The 17,413-nt window shown below is 30.4% G+C and carries 16 protein-coding genes and 1 riboswitch; of the genes, 12 read left to right on the top strand and 4 right to left on the bottom strand.

Translation table 11 applies throughout. The annotated features are described in order from the left end of the window. The first annotated feature begins 30 nt into the window (after positions 1-30). The 7 genes from purM to bcaP all read left to right on the top strand — a co-directional run bounded on the left by purM (position 31) and on the right by bcaP (position 8,580). Positions 31-1,026, top strand: coding sequence for a phosphoribosylformylglycinamidine cyclo-ligase (gene purM, locus Ccar_RS23850; protein ID WP_007062852.1), 996 nt, complete (start codon positions 31-33; stop codon positions 1,024-1,026). Next, positions 1,014-1,625 carry a phosphoribosylglycinamide formyltransferase gene (gene purN, locus Ccar_RS23855; protein ID WP_007062851.1) on the top strand — a complete coding sequence of 204 codons (612 nt, stop codon included), beginning with the start codon at positions 1,014-1,016 and terminating at the stop codon, positions 1,623-1,625. Before purM ends, purN begins: the two co-directional genes overlap by 13 nt. Positions 1,626-1,649: 24 nt before the next feature. Beyond that, a complete protein-coding gene (purH, locus tag Ccar_RS23860) occupies positions 1,650-3,152 on the top strand; it encodes a bifunctional phosphoribosylaminoimidazolecarboxamide formyltransferase/IMP cyclohydrolase (protein ID WP_007062850.1) in 1,503 nt (500 codons plus the stop codon). Between the two features lie 28 nt (positions 3,153-3,180). After that, positions 3,181-4,428, top strand: a complete 1,248-nt coding sequence (gene purD / locus Ccar_RS23865; protein ID WP_007062849.1) for a phosphoribosylamine--glycine ligase — start codon at positions 3,181-3,183, stop codon at positions 4,426-4,428. A 277-nt stretch (positions 4,429-4,705) separates the two neighbouring features. Beyond that, positions 4,706-5,713, top strand: coding sequence for a phosphodiester glycosidase family protein (locus tag Ccar_RS23870; protein ID WP_007065085.1), 1,008 nt, complete (start codon positions 4,706-4,708; stop codon positions 5,711-5,713). Positions 5,714-5,731: 18 nt separating this feature from the next. Then, positions 5,732-6,772: a hypothetical protein gene (locus tag Ccar_RS23875; protein WP_007065084.1), complete on the top strand. Its 1,041-nt coding sequence runs from the start codon at positions 5,732-5,734 to the stop codon at positions 6,770-6,772. A gap of 401 nt (positions 6,773-7,173) precedes the next feature. Then, a complete protein-coding gene (bcaP, locus tag Ccar_RS23880) occupies positions 7,174-8,580 on the top strand; it encodes a branched-chain amino acid transporter BcaP (protein ID WP_007062845.1) in 1,407 nt (468 codons plus the stop codon). A 75-nt stretch (positions 8,581-8,655) separates the two neighbouring features. On the opposite strand, the gene Ccar_RS23885 is transcribed toward bcaP, so the two are convergent. Further along, the gene (locus tag Ccar_RS23885) at positions 8,656-9,549 is read right to left on the bottom strand and encodes an MBL fold metallo-hydrolase (protein WP_007065082.1); all 894 of its coding nucleotides are present in this window, start codon (positions 9,547-9,549) and stop codon (positions 8,656-8,658) included. A 176-nt stretch (positions 9,550-9,725) separates the two neighbouring features. Here Ccar_RS23885 and Ccar_RS23890 point away from each other — a divergent pair, with 176 nt between their 5' ends. Further along, complete coding sequence (locus tag Ccar_RS23890; RefSeq protein WP_007062842.1) at positions 9,726-10,049, top strand: hypothetical protein; 324 nt, start codon at positions 9,726-9,728, stop codon at positions 10,047-10,049. Between the two features lie 70 nt (positions 10,050-10,119). Here the strand turns inward: Ccar_RS23890 and Ccar_RS23895 are convergent, their stop codons facing one another. Both Ccar_RS23895 and Ccar_RS23900 read right to left on the bottom strand, forming a co-directional pair. After that, the gene (locus Ccar_RS23895) at positions 10,120-10,827 is read right to left on the bottom strand and encodes a hypothetical protein (protein WP_007062841.1); all 708 of its coding nucleotides are present in this window, start codon (positions 10,825-10,827) and stop codon (positions 10,120-10,122) included. A 58-nt stretch (positions 10,828-10,885) separates the two neighbouring features. After that, entirely contained in the window at positions 10,886-11,521 is a 636-nt protein-coding gene (locus Ccar_RS23900; protein WP_007062840.1) for a hypothetical protein, read from the bottom strand. A gap of 145 nt (positions 11,522-11,666) precedes the next feature. After that, a riboswitch (FMN riboswitch) is annotated at positions 11,667-11,785 on the top strand. Between the two features lie 230 nt (positions 11,786-12,015). On the opposite strand from Ccar_RS23900, the gene ribD reads away from it, so the two are divergent. From ribD to ribH, 4 genes are all read left to right on the top strand, one after another. Further along, complete coding sequence (ribD, locus tag Ccar_RS23905) at positions 12,016-13,092, top strand: bifunctional diaminohydroxyphosphoribosylaminopyrimidine deaminase/5-amino-6-(5-phosphoribosylamino)uracil reductase RibD (RefSeq protein ID WP_179945266.1); 1,077 nt, start codon at positions 12,016-12,018, stop codon at positions 13,090-13,092. Positions 13,093-13,134: 42 nt separating this feature from the next. Continuing rightward, positions 13,135-13,788, top strand: a complete 654-nt coding sequence (gene ribE, locus Ccar_RS23910; RefSeq protein ID WP_007064230.1) for a riboflavin synthase — start codon at positions 13,135-13,137, stop codon at positions 13,786-13,788. A gap of 76 nt (positions 13,789-13,864) precedes the next feature. Beyond that, entirely contained in the window at positions 13,865-15,067 is a 1,203-nt protein-coding gene (locus Ccar_RS23915; RefSeq protein ID WP_007065081.1) for a bifunctional 3,4-dihydroxy-2-butanone-4-phosphate synthase/GTP cyclohydrolase II, read from the top strand. 43 nt (positions 15,068-15,110) lie between these two features. Continuing rightward, positions 15,111-15,575, top strand: coding sequence for a 6,7-dimethyl-8-ribityllumazine synthase (ribH, locus tag Ccar_RS23920; RefSeq protein ID WP_007064228.1), 465 nt, complete (start codon positions 15,111-15,113; stop codon positions 15,573-15,575). 476 nt (positions 15,576-16,051) lie between these two features. Here ribH and Ccar_RS23925 read toward each other — a convergent pair whose 3' ends face one another. After that, positions 16,052-17,392: a Na+/H+ antiporter NhaC family protein gene (locus Ccar_RS23925; RefSeq protein ID WP_007063939.1), complete on the bottom strand. Its 1,341-nt coding sequence runs from the start codon at positions 17,390-17,392 to the stop codon at positions 16,052-16,054. Positions 17,393-17,413 lie beyond the last annotated feature (21 nt).

The following is a 17,413-nucleotide window of genomic DNA, read 5'->3' on the forward strand; positions in this document are numbered from 1 at the left end:
GAATTAAATAAAATTTTGAGGGGTGCAGTTATGATAACATATAAAGATTCAGGTGTTAATATAGAAGAAGGATATGAATCAGTAAAACTCATTAAAGATCATGCAGCAAAAACTTTTATACCAGGTGTATTAAATAATCTTGGAAGCTTTGCAGGTATGTTTGAAATTGGAAATTATAAAAATCCTATTCTTGTTTCAGGAACAGATGGTGTTGGAACAAAGCTTGAATTAGCTTTTAAAAGTAAAAAATATGATACTGTAGGAATTGACTGTGTGGCTATGTGCGTAAATGATATATTGTGTCATGGTGCAAAGCCTATATTTTTCCTTGACTATATAGCTTGTGGAAAATTAGAAGCAAATGTTGCTGCAGATTTGGTTAAGGGTGTATCAGATGGCTGTCTTCAAGGCGGATGTGCTTTAATAGGCGGCGAAACTGCAGAAATGCCAGGCTTTTATCCAGATGGAGAATATGATATGGCAGGATTTGCTGTAGGTATAGTTGAAAAAGACGCTGTAATAGATGGAAGTAAAATAGAAGATGGAGATGCCTTAATAGGTATAGCTTCAAGTGGTCCTCACAGTAATGGATATTCATTAATCAGAAAGCTTATTAAAAACTATGATGAAGATTTTAATGGCAAGAAAATAGGTGATGTACTATTAACACCTACTAAAATATATGTTAAACCTGTATTAAAGCTTATGGAGAAATTCGACATAAGAGGAATGGCTCATATTACAGGCGGCGGTTTTTATGAAAACATACCAAGAATGTTTAAAGAAGACTTTACATCTGTTATAGATAAAAACAGCTTTGAAGTACCTGAAATATTTAAACACATAATAGAGCTAGGCGTAGATGAAGACCATATGTTTAATACTTATAACATGGGTATTGGTTTTGTTTTATGTGTAAAGAACGAAGATGTAGAAGGAATCATCAAAGAACTAGATACCATGGGCGAAAAAGCATATAAAATTGGATATGTTGAAAAGGGAGATAAAAAAGTATGTTTAAAATAGGAGTACTTGTATCTGGTGGTGGTACAGATCTCCAATCAATTATAGATGCAGTAAACACTGGATACTTAACAAATTGTAGTATTGAAGCAGTTGTAAGTGATAGAGATGGTGTATATGCTCTGGAGAGAGCAAAAAACAATAATATAAATGCTTATGTAATTGAAAGAAAAATATACAAAGGTACTGTTTCTGATGAAATACTTAAATTACTCTATGGAAAAGTAGATTTAATAGTTTGTGCAGGATGGTTATCTATACTTAAAGGTGAGCTTATAGAAAAATTTGAAAATAAAATAATAAACATACATCCTTCATTAATACCAGCATTTTGTGGAAATGGTATGTATGGAATGAAAGTTCATGAGTGTGCTTTAGAATATGGTGTAAAAATATCAGGTTGTACAGTGCATTTTGTGGATAATGGAACAGATAGTGGTCCAATAATTTTGCAAAAAACTGTACCTGTATATGCAGAAGACAGTGCAGAAGAATTACAAAAAAGAATTTTAACTGAGGAACATAAAGCTCTTCCAGAGGCAGTAAAACTTATTTCTGAAGGTAAAGTTAAAGTAAATGGAAGAATAGTTATAATAAAATAATAATTTAAATTGGAGGTATATATAATGTTAAAGCGTGCTTTGATAAGTGTTTTTAACAAGGAAGGTGTGTTAGATTTAGCTAAATTTTTAGTTAGTAGAGAGGTTGAAATACTTTCTACTGGTGGTACATACAAACATTTAAAGGAAAACAATATACCTGTAACAGAAGTTTCAGATGTAACTGGATTTGAAGAAATATTAGATGGAAGAGTAAAAACTCTACATCCATTTATTCATGGTGGAATTTTAGCTATAAGAGATAATAAAGAGCATATGGCAACTATAGAGAAAAAGGGAATAAAACCAATTGATATGGTGGTTGTAAACTTATATCCTTTCTTTGATAAAGTAAAGGAAAATCTAGAATTTCAAGAAAAAGTTGAATTTATAGATATCGGCGGACCTACTATGATAAGAGCTGCTGCTAAAAACTTTCAAGATGTTATAGTATTAACAGATGTTAATGATTATGCAAATGTTATGAAACAAATAGAAGAAAATGGTGATGTAGATTTTAATACAAAGAAGAAGCTTGCTGGAAAAGTATTTAATCTTATGTCTGCTTATGATGGAGCTATAAGTAACTTTTTGTTAGCAGAAGAAGAATATCCTGAATATTTGTCAGTTTCATATAAAAAGTCTATGAATTTAAGATATGGAGAAAATCCACATCAAAGTGCAGCATATTACACTTCTACTGCAGAAAAAGGCTCTATGAAGGATTTTGTACAATTAAATGGAAAAGAATTATCTTATAACAATATAAAAGATATGGATATAGCATGGAAAGTAGTAAATGAATTTGAAGAAATAGCATGTTGTGCTGTAAAGCATAATACACCTTGTGGTGCAGCTATAGCAGATAATGTATATGATGCTTATATGAAGACTTTTGAATGTGATGATACTTCAATATTTGGAGGAATTGTGGCAGTTAATAGAACTTTAGATAAGAAAACAGCAGAAGAATTAGTAAAAATATTCCTTGAAATAGTTATTGCTCCTGAATTTGATGAGGATGCTTTAGAAGTTTTAAAAACTAAGAAGAATTTAAGAATTATAAAGAGTGATATGAAACCTCAAAGCAAAGTTGAATTTGCAAAGGTAGATGGAGGAATATTAGTTCAATCATCTGATGATAAATTAGTAGATGAAGTAAAAGTAGTAACAGAAAAAGCTCCAACAGATACGGAAATGAAGGACTTAATGTTTGGAATGAAAGTATGTAAATATGTTAAATCCAATGCTATCGTTGTAGTTAAAGATGGTGCTGCAAAAGGAATAGGCGGCGGACAGGTTAATAGGATTTGGCCAGCTTGTGACGCTTTAAAGAGAGCTGGAGACGGAGTTGTTCTTGCTTCAGATGCATTTTTCCCATTTGGAGATATAGTTGAAGAAGCTGCAAAATACGGAATAAAAGCTATAATTCAACCAGGTGGATCTTTAAAAGATGATTTATCCATAGAGGGCTGTAACAAAAATGGAATAGCTATGGTATTTACAGGTGTAAGACACTTTAAACACTAATTATAATGAATAGTTTTGGAGGAAAAGTATGAAAATATTAGTAATTGGTTCGGGTGGTCGTGAGCATGCCATTGCTTGGAAGATAGCTCAAAATTCTAAAGTGGAAAAAGTTTATTGTGCACCTGGAAATGGTGGTACGGCAGTAGAAGATAAATGCGAAAATGTAAATTTGAAGAGCAATGAAGAGTTAGCTAAATTTGCTAAAGACAATGGAATATATCTTACTGTAGTTGGACCAGAAGTTCCTCTTACAGAAGGTATTGTAGATTTATTTAAAAGTCAGGGATTAAAGGTTTTTGGACCTTCTAAAGAAGCTGCAAAGCTTGAAGGTAGTAAGGCTTTTTCAAAAGAATTCATGAAAAAGTATGGTGTTAAAACTGCGGAATATGAAGTTTTTGAAAATGAAGATGAGGCTCTTAAATACTTAAAAACATGTGCATACCCAATAGTTATAAAAGCAGATGGATTAGCTGCAGGAAAAGGCGTAGTCATTTGTGAAGAATATAAGATGGCAGAAGAAACTATAAAAGACTTCATGGTTAATGATATTTTTAAGGGTTCAGGAAAAAAAGTAGTAATAGAAGAATTTTTAGAGGGACCTGAAGCATCAATACTTTCTATAACTGATGGAGAAACTATAATTCCTTTTATATCAGCTAAAGACCATAAACAAATATATGATGGTGGAAAAGGTCCAAATACAGGTGGAATGGGAGCTATAGCGCCTAATCCTTACTGCAATGAAGAAGTTCTTAAAGCTTTCGAAAAAGAAGTAATTGAACCTACACTAAAAGGCATTAAAGAAGAAAAGTTTGACTACACAGGTATAATCTTTTTTGGAATAATGATAACTAAAAAAGGACCTTATCTTTTAGAGTATAATGTAAGATTAGGTGATCCTGAAACTCAAGCTGTACTTCCTATAATGGAAAGTGATTTATTAGAACTTATAGAAGCAGCTTTAGATAAAAAACTTTCAGAGTTTGATGTTAAATGGTATAATGGAGCTTCTTGTTGTGTGGCTGCTGTTTCTAAGGGATATCCAGGAAAATATGAAGTTGGATTTGAAATTAAAGGTACAGATAAAGCTAAAAGAGTTTTTGTAGCCGGAGCACAATATGAAGATAATAAGCTTAAAACAAGTGGTGGAAGAGTTTTATGCACACAATCCTTAGGAAGTACATTAGATGAGGCTATAGATGCTGCATATGACGATTTGAACAAAATAGAATTTGAAGGTATATATTACAGACACGATATAGGAAGAGTGAAATAGATTATATAATTTCTTATTAAATTTTAAACATATTTATTAATTTAAAAATTTAAGGTTAAGTTTCTATATGAAATTGTACCTTAAATTTTTTTTATTTATAATTTAGACACAAATATATCTTATAATAAATACGTGTATGGTTATAATTAAAGAAAAAATAGTATGAAATTATGTAATGTTAAAAGGTGGTAGAAATAATTTCAATTTAATAGTAAAATGTGATATGTATTTATTTTTTGTTGTAGAACTGAAATGTTTAAATTGTTTGGAGGTAAGTATGCAAAACAATAGGAGAGTAAGGAAAAAAGTAAAAACAAAAAAATTATCTTTAAAAAGACTTATATGCTTTATAATTTATGAGTTGATAGTAGTAATTATAGCTGCACCACTCCTAATATTCTATGGTCCTTTTAAAAATGTTAGAACTAAATTTGTAGGTACGGCTATGGCTACTTTTACTCATCAATATTTTGCCACAACGTTTTTATCAAAGGATAAGATAAATGAGATATTAAATGATAATAAAAGTGGTGGAGTTTCAGGAAGTGAGTCTGAGAATTTAGGTGGTGTTAGCGTAAATTACTCTAATGATAGTGGAATAGATAGATATGAAATAGATGATACTAAATTTCACGCATGTATACTTGAAGTAAAGAACCCTACAAGAATGAAAATTGGGTACACAAATAAATTAAAGGAAGTAGGGCAAAAAACAAGTGAAATAGCAGAAGAAAATGGAGCAGCAGCTGCTATTAATGGAGGAGGATTTACTGATAAATCTTCAAATGGAAAGCTTTGGACTGGAACTGGAGCATATCCTCAGGGAATAGTCATATCCAATGGAAAAGTCGTTTATAGTGATGTTAAAAATAATGAAGCAGTAAATGTTACGGCCTTTACCAAGGATGGAAAATTGATAGTAGGGGATCATACTGTGAGTGAATTATTGAGAGATAATGTTACGGAAGCTATATCATTTAGAAATAGTCTTATTATAAATGGAAAGCCTGTTGCTTTAGCGGAAGAAGGGCTAAATCCTAGAACTGCTATAGGACAAAAAGCAGATGGTACTATTATAATGTTGGTTATTGATGGAAGAAAAGGCTTAAAGGCAGGTGCGTCATTAAAAGAAGTTCAAAATATATTGCTTCAAAGAGGTGCTCTAAATGCAAGTAGTCTTGATGGAGGATCTTCTTCTACTATGTATTTTAATGGAGAGGTTATTAATGACCCTTGCGATTGGAATGGCGAAAGAACTGTAGCTACGGCAGTATACGTAAAGTAGTAGAGAGGAGTTTAATTAATGAAGAGATTAAAGAGAATACTAGCTTGGACAATTCTCCCTATAATGTTAGAGATTTTTGCATTTTTCTTTGTGGATAATTTCTATTTAAATGATAAGACTACTTTTAATGCAAAAAAAATAGATTCAACTAAAAAAACGTCTAATAAAATCAGTTTTAAAATACCAGATGATGCTAAAGACATATCTGCTTCTTATAATGGAAACTATGTTGCCTACTGTGTTGATGGAGTAATTAATGTAGTGGATACATCAAATAATAAGAAGAAGGAAATAAAACTTGATGATGATGCTAAATTGTCTGCATTTAAATGGTGGCCTAATGAAAATATTATACTTATAGCGGAAAAGTATAATGATGGGGATTCTAGTTATCTAAAATTTGAATCTTATAATGCTAAGAGAGATGAAAAAAGTGCATTAAGCAATGAAAAAAATAAGGAATTGAAAATATCATTGCTAGATAATAAATATGATGTTTCTGATATAGCTATGTCAACTGCTAGTAATGTAACTTATGTTAAAATTTCAAAAGAAGGATCAAGAAGTAGGCTATATTGTATAAATGTAATGACAAATACAGAAGAAACTAAGTATCCTAGCTGTAAACTTGGAAAGATATTTGTTGAAAATAAGCAGGATAGATTAATATATGAAGACAATACAAATAATAGAATAAAGGGTATTGGATTAAAAAGTCCTATAGCAACAGGCGAGAACGGAATTCATTATTTACTAGGTATAGATGGTGAAGATAGAATATATATTGGAAATGGTGAAAATCAAAAAGTTAAGAAAATATTTGTTATAAATTTGAAAAAGACATCAGAAAATCAGAAATACTCTTTGTCTGAAGCTGCAGAAAAAAGTAATATACATATTACTCGAAATGGAAAGATATATGTAAATGATCAATCGAAAAATGTAGTAACGGAAGTATCTAGTGGTAAAACAATAGAGTATAAGGGAAATTTGGTAGAAATATACGATTTTGGTATATTGTCAAAAAATGATGGAAAAATAGTTAATACCTTATTTTAAAGAAAGATAATTTTGCACAACTATAATATTAGTTGTGCAATTTTTTTGAAAGAATTTTATTAATATCACATGTAAAAGAGAATAATTTAAATAGTTAGAAAATAAATATAATTTAAAACTTGGCATATATATGTATATATAAAATCAATAATTATGCAAAAAAATTAAAAAAATTAACTGGAAAATATTTTTTTTTAAAATAATCGCGATGAAAATGTTTACTGCACAAGTTGAAATGATTGAATTTCAAGGGCTAAATGAATTTTTTTATGCTGTTACCAGAAATATTCAGAATATTGCGAATAATAAAAGAGTGGCTTAAAAATATGCTATAATTACACTAATTAAAAAATTCATTATTTTATATTATTTTATTTATTTTGAAAGGGGTGTTTTGGAAAATGGCTAGTGACAACAAATCAATCTTTAGAACTAAGTCTATTGAGGCAATGTTATCTGAGTCAGGAAAAGGTCTTAAAAAGGTGCTAGGAGCATTTGAACTTACAATGCTTGGCATCGGTGCAATTATAGGTACAGGTATATTCGTATTAACAGGTGTTGCAGCAGCTGATTATGCTGGACCAGCGCTTGTGCTATCATTTGTATTTGCAGCAATAGCGTGTACATTTGCAGCTTTGTGTTATGCAGAATTAGCAGCCATGATACCAGTAGCTGGTAGTGCTTATACATTTGGGTATGTTGGATTAGGTGAAATTTGGGCCTGGCTTATAGGTTGGGATCTTATTCTGGAATATGTAGTTGCAGTTGCAGCAGTTGCAGTTGGATGGTCCGGATATATAGTTGCCTTACTTAAAGCAGGTGGCATAACAGTACCAGCAGCACTTTGTAATCCACCAGGACAAAATGGAGGTATAGTAAATCTTCCAGCAATTATAGTTTTATTTGTTGTTATGTTATTCTTAATTAAAGGTGTTAGTGAAAGTACTAAGTTAAATAATATACTTGTTATAATTAAATTAGCAGTTGTTATATTATTCATAGTAGTTGGAATAGGACATGTTAATCCTGCTAACTGGCATCCATTCTTCCCATATGGAGTAAATGGTGTATTTACAGGAGCATCTATAATATTCTTTGCTTATGTAGGATTTGATGCAGTTTCAACAGCAGCAGAAGAAGTTAAAAATCCTCAAAGAGATTTACCAATAGGTATAGTAGCTTCATTGTTAGTATGTACAGTATTGTATATTATAGTTTCAGCTATATTAACAGGTATGGTTCCTTATAAAGAATTCCATGGTAATGCAGCTCCAGTTGCTTATGCTCTTGCAAAAGTAGGAATTAATTGGGGTTCAGCTTTAGTATCAGTAGGTGCAGTTTGTGGTATATCTTCAGTTTTACTTGTTATGACATTTGGTTCATCTCGTATACTATTCTCATTATCAAGAGATGGATTATTACCAACAGTATTTTCAGAAGTACATCCAAAATTTGGTACACCTATAAAGAGTACTGTATTAGTTGGTGTAGTAACAATGGTACTTTCAGGATTCTTACAAATAGGAAGACTTGCAGAAATGACAAATATAGGAACACTTTGTGCATTCTGTATAGTTTCAGCTTCAGTTATAGTTCTTAGAAAGAAAAGACCAGACGTTACAAGACCATTTGCTTGTCCAGGAGTTCCTATTACTCCAGCAATTTCAATTTTATTCTGCTTATACTTAATATACAAGCTACCACAATTTACACACATGGTATTTGTAATCTGGATAGCAATTGGAATTGTAGTATACTTTATATATGGTAAGGGCCATAGTATAATGAATTTTGAAGAACAAAAATAATGATAAATAAGTAATTAAAAAAGGAATCTTTACAATACCACTTGTAAAGGTTCCTTTTTAAAACTAAAGTTTCCATTAAGATTTTCTAAAATAGTACAGCTTACCAGATTCTATGGAATATTCTATTAGTGATTTAGAATAAAGGTACGCAAGAAAAGCAGAAACCCCTCCTAAATTAAGATGGTATTGATAAAAATTAAAAGATAGATCATTTAAAACAGCTATGTTTTCTAAAATGTCCTCACGGGTTAAAGGCTGTTCTAAAAGTTCGAGAATTTGATTTTTATAGTTTTCTATATTATTTAAATTTTTATCACAAAGTTCTATAATTTCGTCTTTGCATAAAACTTTATCTGCATGGCTTATAACAAAATAATCTGCATCAATTGTTTTTATACTGTTTAAAGTATTTAAACTTTCTTCTATATCATATAAATAAGGGAAGGAGTATTTCTCCATTATTTCTGAACTAAATATGGAATCACCTAGGAAACATACTTTTTCTGGGGTTATAATTCCTATTTGCTCTATAGAATGACCCTTAAGAGGTATTATTTCGAACTTTTCATCATTAATTTTATTTGTACCATAGTCTAATATAAAGTCTACTGGCAAAGGTTTATTGCTAATATCTATTCCTTTAATAGGAGTGGAGGAGGATAATATTGCTCCTTGGATTTCCTGGTTTTCCATGAATAATTTTTCCTTTAAGGAGGTATATACTAAGCATCCAGGATAGTTTTTTTGAAAATAAATGTTTCCGCCACAATGATCTAAGTGGTTATGGGTATTTATTATATATTTAGGATGAAGACTATTTTTTACTAATATATCTTCTATTTTTTTAGCATCAGAATTATTTGAACCTGTATCTATTATGAGACAATTTTTATTCTTAAATACAAAAATTCCAGAATTGGTAACTGAATTTATATAATATGTATTTCCTTTAATTTTATCTAAAGACATAAAAGTCACTTCCTTATTAATTTTGTTTATTTATAATGATATCATATGTGAAAATAAATTTAAATTATTGAGGTAAAAATTACACATGATAAAAACACTAAAAATTTTGAATTTTAAACATATGCATGCTATAATTTATAATAGTATATTATATTTACTTATGTGGAGGTATAAAAATGGATTCTTCAGCAATGACTAGCCTAATGACACTTCTTGCTTTTACAGGTATTATTCAGGGATTAGGTATGAAATATAGCAAATCTGTTAGAAAGAAGCTTATGCTAGATGCAAAAGGTGTAGATACAAAGTATATTAACATGAAAATAAATTATTTAATAATAGTAGGAACTGTTTTGTTAATGGTTCAAGTTGCATCTTATTTTAGACCTGAATTATCAGAAAAATTGAATATAGTATTTTCAGCATTTTTATTACTTTCTATAACAGTAGATATGGTTTATAGAAAGATAAGAAGAAAGAAAATGTTGAAAAAGAATTAGATTTAAATTAATGCTGTTGATAATTTATTGTATCAACAGCATTTTTAATAAATAAAATAGAATGAATTATTTATATTGTTTTAAAGTTTTCGTAGTTTTCAGTATAATAATTTTTATCATAAGGTACTTCTCTTAAAGGACATTGCAATCCAGGGCACATGAAACAATTTTTATAATTATTCTCATTATGAAAATAAATGCCTGAGTAGGTTTTACTAGGAGCCATATAAAATTTATCATTAAGTGATACTACTATATATTTCATAGGATCTTCTAGAATTTTGAATATTTTTCTTAATTCATCCATATTCCAATCTATAGTAGAACCGGGGTTTACTCTAGCTAAGCTGCCAGTATTAAATTTACTTTCTATATATTTTTGTAGTTCTAAATGCACTTGTATTAAAATAGATTGACTTATATGTTCTGCTACTTTACTAATAAGTTTATCTTCCTTTGACTCACACCATTTTTGAAGTTCTATTCCAGATGTAATTATATAAGGAAAAGCTATAAGTTCATTACGTAGATTTACACTTATAACTCTGCTAAAAAACTCTTCACCACCAATTATGGTAGAATTATGAGATTTTTTATCTATAGTACATTTTTTTAATAATGCCTTAGGCTTAGCAATTTTTTCAGCTTCAGCTATGAGCTCTTTTAGTACAATAGATTGCTCCTTGCTACTCACATTTAATTCATTGTATAGCTTCGAGTATTCTATATTAAATTTTAAATCGTCTAATAAAATACATCCATTAGTTAAAGTTTTCATAATATTAATCAACTCCTTGATATATTTTAGTGCATGTTTATGCACATTACATTTCTATTTATTTCTTTCTCATACTGCACTGTTCCTTATTCGGGCATCTACTGCAGTCATGGTCTACATTACTTAAAGGTTTATTTTTATCTGCGCCATAGATATAAGCCATAGATCGCAGTGATGTAAGCATGAAATCTTCGTTTACATATATATCTAGAAAATTTTTAGAATCAAGTTCATCTAAAATGTTTTTTTGGTACCATAGAGGAATTTCACCATCTCCAGGTGCTATTCTATAACTAAGACCTAATCCTAATTCCTCGGCTTTATCATGTATGTGATTAAATAATTGAGAGCTTATTTCAAACAAATAGGAAGCAGCCATAGCATCTAATACCATTCCCTCCTTCATTTTAGCATAGGAAAAAAATTCGTTTACTTTTTCAGAAATTTTATCACCAATGGTGACTAGACAGTAAAAGACATATTTATAATCTTCTATTACTTCGAAAGTAAAGTCTTTATTTTTTTCTGCTATAGTGAATATAGCAGAGGGTTGTACACATTCATATAAATTAGGTAAAAGCTTTTCATATAAAGAACTTATCTCTTCATCAGTTATAGTTTCACAATAGGATTTTAAAGTATCTATAACTTGCTGCTTATCCAATTTAAAATCAAAGTCGAGCACTACTTCCATTTTCATATACCTCCATTAATTAGCAAATACATACAAGTATATTATACACTTTTTAAAGATGCCTAAGTTGAAAATTTAGAATTTAATTAATAATTGACAAAATTATCAGAATGGTGTATATTAAACCTGTAATAAAACTTAATATAAAAGCTTTCAGGGCAGGGTGAAATTCCCGATCGGCGGTAAAGTCCGCGAGCTGATAATTCAGCATGAACTGGTTAGATTCCAGTACCGACAGTAAAGTCTGGATAAAAGAAAGAAAGATGCAATTTTAGTACTAAGCAATTAGTATGCTTTTAAATGTTTTGCATATAATAATCCCTGAAGGTTTCTTCAGGGATTTAGTTTTTTTATAAACTATTTTAGAAGAAATTAGCAATATTTATAATCATCTATTTCAAAAATTTACAAAATAAGTAATTAAATTGAAAATATATATTAGGAGGAAGGGGAAAGTCTTGAACGATAATAAAAAAAATTTAGATGAATATTACATGAAGATGGCTTTAAATTTGGCATTAAAAGGACAAGGAAATGTAAATCCCAATCCTTTAGTAGGAGCAGTAATTGTCAACAATGGAAACATAGTTGGACAAGGGTACCATAAATTTTACGGAGGACCTCATGCAGAAGTATATGCTTTGAAAGAAGCTGGTGAAAGTGCAAAGGGGGGAGAGCTTTATGTATCTTTAGAACCATGTTCGCATTATGGGAAAACACCTCCTTGTGCAGAAGCTGTTTTAAAGGCTGGTATTAAAAAAGTAGTAATAGCTATGAAAGATCCTAATTCCTTAGTAGCAGGAAATGGAATTAAACTTCTAGAGAAAAATGGAGTAGAAGTAATTGTAGGAGTTTTAGAGGAAGAAGCAAAAAAAGTAAATGAAATATTTATAAAATATATTACAGAAAAAACTCCTTTCGTGATATTGAAAACGGCTATGACTTTGGATGGAAAAATAGCTACTAAAACAGGAGAATCACAGTGGATAACAGGAGAAGAATCCAGAAAATATGTGCATACTATCAGAAACAGGGTAATGGGCATAATGGCTGGAATAGGAACTATTAAAAAAGATAATCCACTACTTACTACTAGGTTTATAGAAGATGGTAAAAGTCCTACAGCTATAATTGTAGATTCTAAACTTTCAATACCTGTGGAATCAAAAATATTTACAACTTTAAACGAAAGAAAAATTATAATAGCATGTACTGAAGAATTTGATGCAAAAAAGAAAGAAGAGTTAGAACAAAAGGGGATAAAAATAATAATAACTCCTAAAGATAATAATAGAGTAGATTTAAAATACTTGATGAAGGAATTAGGAAAAGAAGGTATAGATAGTATTCTTTTAGAAGGTGGAGGAGAACTTAATTTTTCTGCACTAGATTCTAAAATAGTAGATAAAATATTATGCTTTATAGCACCTAAAATTTTAGGAGGTGCTTCAGCTAAAACTCCAGTTGAAGGCAGCGGTATTGAAATTTTAAAGAATGCTGTATTAATCAATAAAATGAATTGTAAAAACGTTGGAGAGGATTTACTCATTGAAGGGTACTTTAACAATTAGAATATATAGATTAGTAATTAATACTTAAAAGGAGGTGTCTCGTTGTTTACTGGGATTATAGAAGAGGTTGGAAGAATTTTAAGTATATCTAAAGGCATAAATTCTGCACAAATTAATATAGAAGCTAAAAAGGTATTAGAAGATGTTAAGCTTGGAGATAGTATTGCTGTAAATGGAGTTTGTCTTACAGTAACAAGTTTTAAACATAATAGTTTTACTGTAGATGTTATGCCTGAAACTATGAGAAGAAGTAGTTTAAATAATTTAAAAAAAGGCAGCTTAGTAAACTTGGAAAGAGCATTGGCTTTAGGTGACAGATTAGGTGGACATATAGTTAGTGGGCATATAGATTGCACAGGAAAAGTAGTTAACATAAAGAATGAAGATATAGCTACCTGGATTACTGTAGAAGTTCCTGATGATGCATTAAAATATATTGTGCTTAAAGGATCAATAACTATAGATGGTGTAAGTCTTACAGTAGCAGAAGTAAATGAAAAATCTTTCAGTGTTTCTCTTATACCACATACTAAAGGAGAAACCACTCTCTATGAAAAGAACCTTGGCGAAGAGGTAAATATCGAGTGTGATTTAATAGGAAAATATGTAGAGAGATTAGTTTTTATGAAGCAAAAGGAAGAAAAAAAAGAATCTAAAATAACAGAAGCTATGTTAAGAGAAGCTGGATTTATGTAGATGATTAATTAATGATTTGTAATAAAAATTTAACTATAGAGCAGTTAATAACTAAAGTGTTGAAGGAGAGATAGAAATGGAATTTGAATTTAATAGTATAGAAGAAGCTTTAATGGATATAAAAGAAGGAAAAATGATAGTAGTAATAGATGATGAAAGTCGTGAAAATGAGGGAGATCTTCTTATGTCTGCAGAGAAGGTAACCCCTGAGGCTATAAATTTTATGGCTAAGTTTGGAAGAGGCCTTATATGTACACCTATGACAAAAGAAAGACTTAAAGAGCTTAATATAAATCATATGGTAAGTAATAATAGTGAGAAATTTTCAACAGCATTTACAGTATCTGTTGATGCAGTAGAAACTTCTACAGGTATATCAGCTTATGATAGAGCTTTAACAATACAGAAACTTGTAAATCCAGAGTGCACAGGAGAAGAATTTGAAAGACCAGGTCATATTTTCCCTCTTGAAGCTAAAGATGGAGGAGTACTTGTAAGAAATGGACATACTGAGGCTGCTGTAGATATATCAAGATTAGCAGGTCTTTCTCCAGCAGGCGTAATTTGTGAAATAATGAATGAAGATGGCACTATGGCAAGAACTCCACAGCTTATGGAGTTTGTAAAAAAACACGATTTAAAGATTATAACTATAGAGGATTTAATAGTTTACAGAAAGAAAACAGAAAAATTTATAGAAAATGCAGCTGAGGCTCATATACCAACAAGATTTGGAGATTTTAAGGCTGTAGGATATAAAAATATTTTAAATGGAGAACATCATGTAGCATTTGTAAAAGGAGAAAACTTTGAAGATGAACCAGTATTAGTAAGAGTTCATTCAGAATGTCTTACAGGAGATGCCTTCCATTCTTTAAGATGTGACTGTGGAGATCAATTAGCAGCAGCTTTAACTCAAATAGAAAAAGAAGGCAGAGGAGTACTCGTATATATGAGACAAGAAGGAAGAGGTATAGGACTTTTAAATAAATTGAAAGCTTATGCACTTCAAGAACAGGGTATGGATACAGTAGAAGCAAATCTTGCATTAGGATTCCCAGCTGATTTAAGAGATTATGGTATAGCAGCTCAAATTCTTAAAGATTTAGGAGTAAATAGTGTAAGATTACTTACTAATAATCCTAAAAAAGTATCAGGACTTTCTGAATATGGAATAAATATAGTAGAAAGAGTACCAATAGAAATGGAATACTCAAAAGAGAGTATGGATTATATGAAAACAAAAAAAGAAAAGTTAGGACACTTACTTAATTTATAATACAGAAAGTGATTAATTTTATTTAAAATTTGGAGGTATAAATATGAAAATTTATGAAGGAAAATTAAGTGCAGAAACATTAAAATTTGGTTTAGTAGTTGGAAGGTTTAATGAATTTATAGGATCTAAGCTTTTATCAGGAGCATTAGATTGTTTAAAAAGACATGGAGCAACAGAAGATAATATAGAAATAAGCTGGGTTCCAGGAGCTTTTGAAATTCCACTAGTAGCAAAAAAAATGGTAGCTATGAAAAAATATGATGCTGTTATATGTCTTGGCGCTGTAATTAAAGGTTCTACACCACATTTTGATTATGTATCTAGTGAAGTATCAAAAGGAGTAGCACATGTATCTTTAGAATCAGAAACACCTGTAATATTCAGCGTACTTACTACAGATAGTATAGAACAGGCTATAGAAAGAGCTGGAACTAAAGCAGGTAACAAAGGTTGGGATGGAGCTATGTCTGCTATAGAAATGGCTAACCTAATGAAGGAATTAAAGTAATATAATAAGTACATTACGATGTAGGTTGCAGTAGAGGTTTGGATTTTAACTTTCATTCCGTGATATGTGATAAGGGTGTCATCACGGCTAAATGTTTTAAGCAGAGAGCCAAAATCTATGATTTTGTGCGAATCGCTTACTCCTCTGAGGAAACGAAGAGGAGTTTCTGATTTATTCTAAAGCTCGAAATTTTTGAAAGCCTAAGAACTTTGTCAAACTCGGTTCCCTCAGACAGGACTAAAGTTCTAAGGCTTTCAAAAATTTTGAGCTAAGAATAATATTAAAACAATTTAGCTAATGTGATGACACCCTTATCATATATCACTGCATAAAAGTTAAAATCCAAACTAGTAACTTCAAATGTACGCATCTAATTGCATTGTTATATATACTTTTATTAAGTAAAAAGTATATTTGTAACAATAATCTATTATATGTACACGCAATGCACTAAAAAGTATATAATTTATTCATTCTTAAGCTCCGATGGAGGAAGAATCTTCGTCTTCTAGTTTTAACGCACTTTTAGCTGGAGTTTTAAATTTAGGTACTCCAAGTATTATAGCAAATATAGATGCTATGCCTAAAAGATACGGATAGCAAAGATATTTCATTATCAGGAATGGTGAAATTGCTGCAAGACCAGAGGCAACTAAAAGTTGAGCTCCATAAGGTATACAGCCTTGTATAAAGCAAGCAAAAGTATCTAAAAGACTGGCAGTTTTTCTTCTATCTACACCGTAGCTTTCAGATAAATCTTTGGCTAGAGAACCAACTATAATTATAGAAACGGTATTATTAGCAGTACATAAATTTACTAAACTAACTAATAATCCTATACCAAATTCAGCACCTCTCCTAGAATGAACTCTTTTTTGTATTGTATTTAATAGATAATCTATTCCGCCATTGAATTTTATTAATTCGCCAATACCTCCAATTAATATGGATATCATAGATATGTCTTCCATACCTGCAATACCTTTGGCGCAAAGCTGAAATACTGTGAATATATCAAAAGATCCATAAATAAGACCAATTGTAGATGCAAGTACAATACCTCCAATTAGTACTAACACTACGTTAAAGCCTGTTAAGGCTACTCCAAATACAGCTATGTAAGGCAATATTTTAATAAATTGATAATTATAAGGTCCTGAGTGATTAACATGCATACCAAAAGTTAAAAATGCATATATCAATAATGTTAAAATAGCTGCAGGAAGTACTATTTTAAAGTTAGCTTTAAATTTATCTACCATTTCACAGTCCTGGGTTTTAGTAGCGGCTACAGTAGAATTTGATATCATAGATAGACCGTCACCAAACATAGCACCACTGACTACAGCAGCAATTAAAAATGCTATAGGAAGACCTGTTTTTTGTGATATTCCAACTGCAATAGGTGATAGAGTTACTATTGTTCCAACAGAAGTTCCAAGTGACATGGATAAAAAAGAACCAATTACAAATATACCAGCTACCATAAAACTAGGTGGAAAAACAGCTAGTCCTAAATTTACAGTAGAATCTACAGCACCCATAGATTTGCTGACTTCAGCAAAAGCACCTGCTAAAATAAAAATTAAACACATCAGTATGATGCTAGAATCTCCAGCACCCTTGCAAAATCTCTCAACTTTTAATTCTATAGGTATATTTTTGTTTTGAAGTATAGCTATAGTAGATGCAATTATTAATGCTACAATTACAGGCATTTTATAAAAATCTTTCATTATAATTGAAACGCCAAGAAATAGCAGCATAAATATAACTAGTGGCAATAATGCCATAGCATTACCTTTTTTTTCTTTCATTATTTTGAATACCTCCCTTTA

Origin of the sequence: Clostridium carboxidivorans P7, from assembly GCF_001038625.1 — a bacterium.
Lineage (GTDB): Bacteria > Bacillota > Clostridia > Clostridiales > Clostridiaceae > Clostridium_AM > Clostridium_AM carboxidivorans.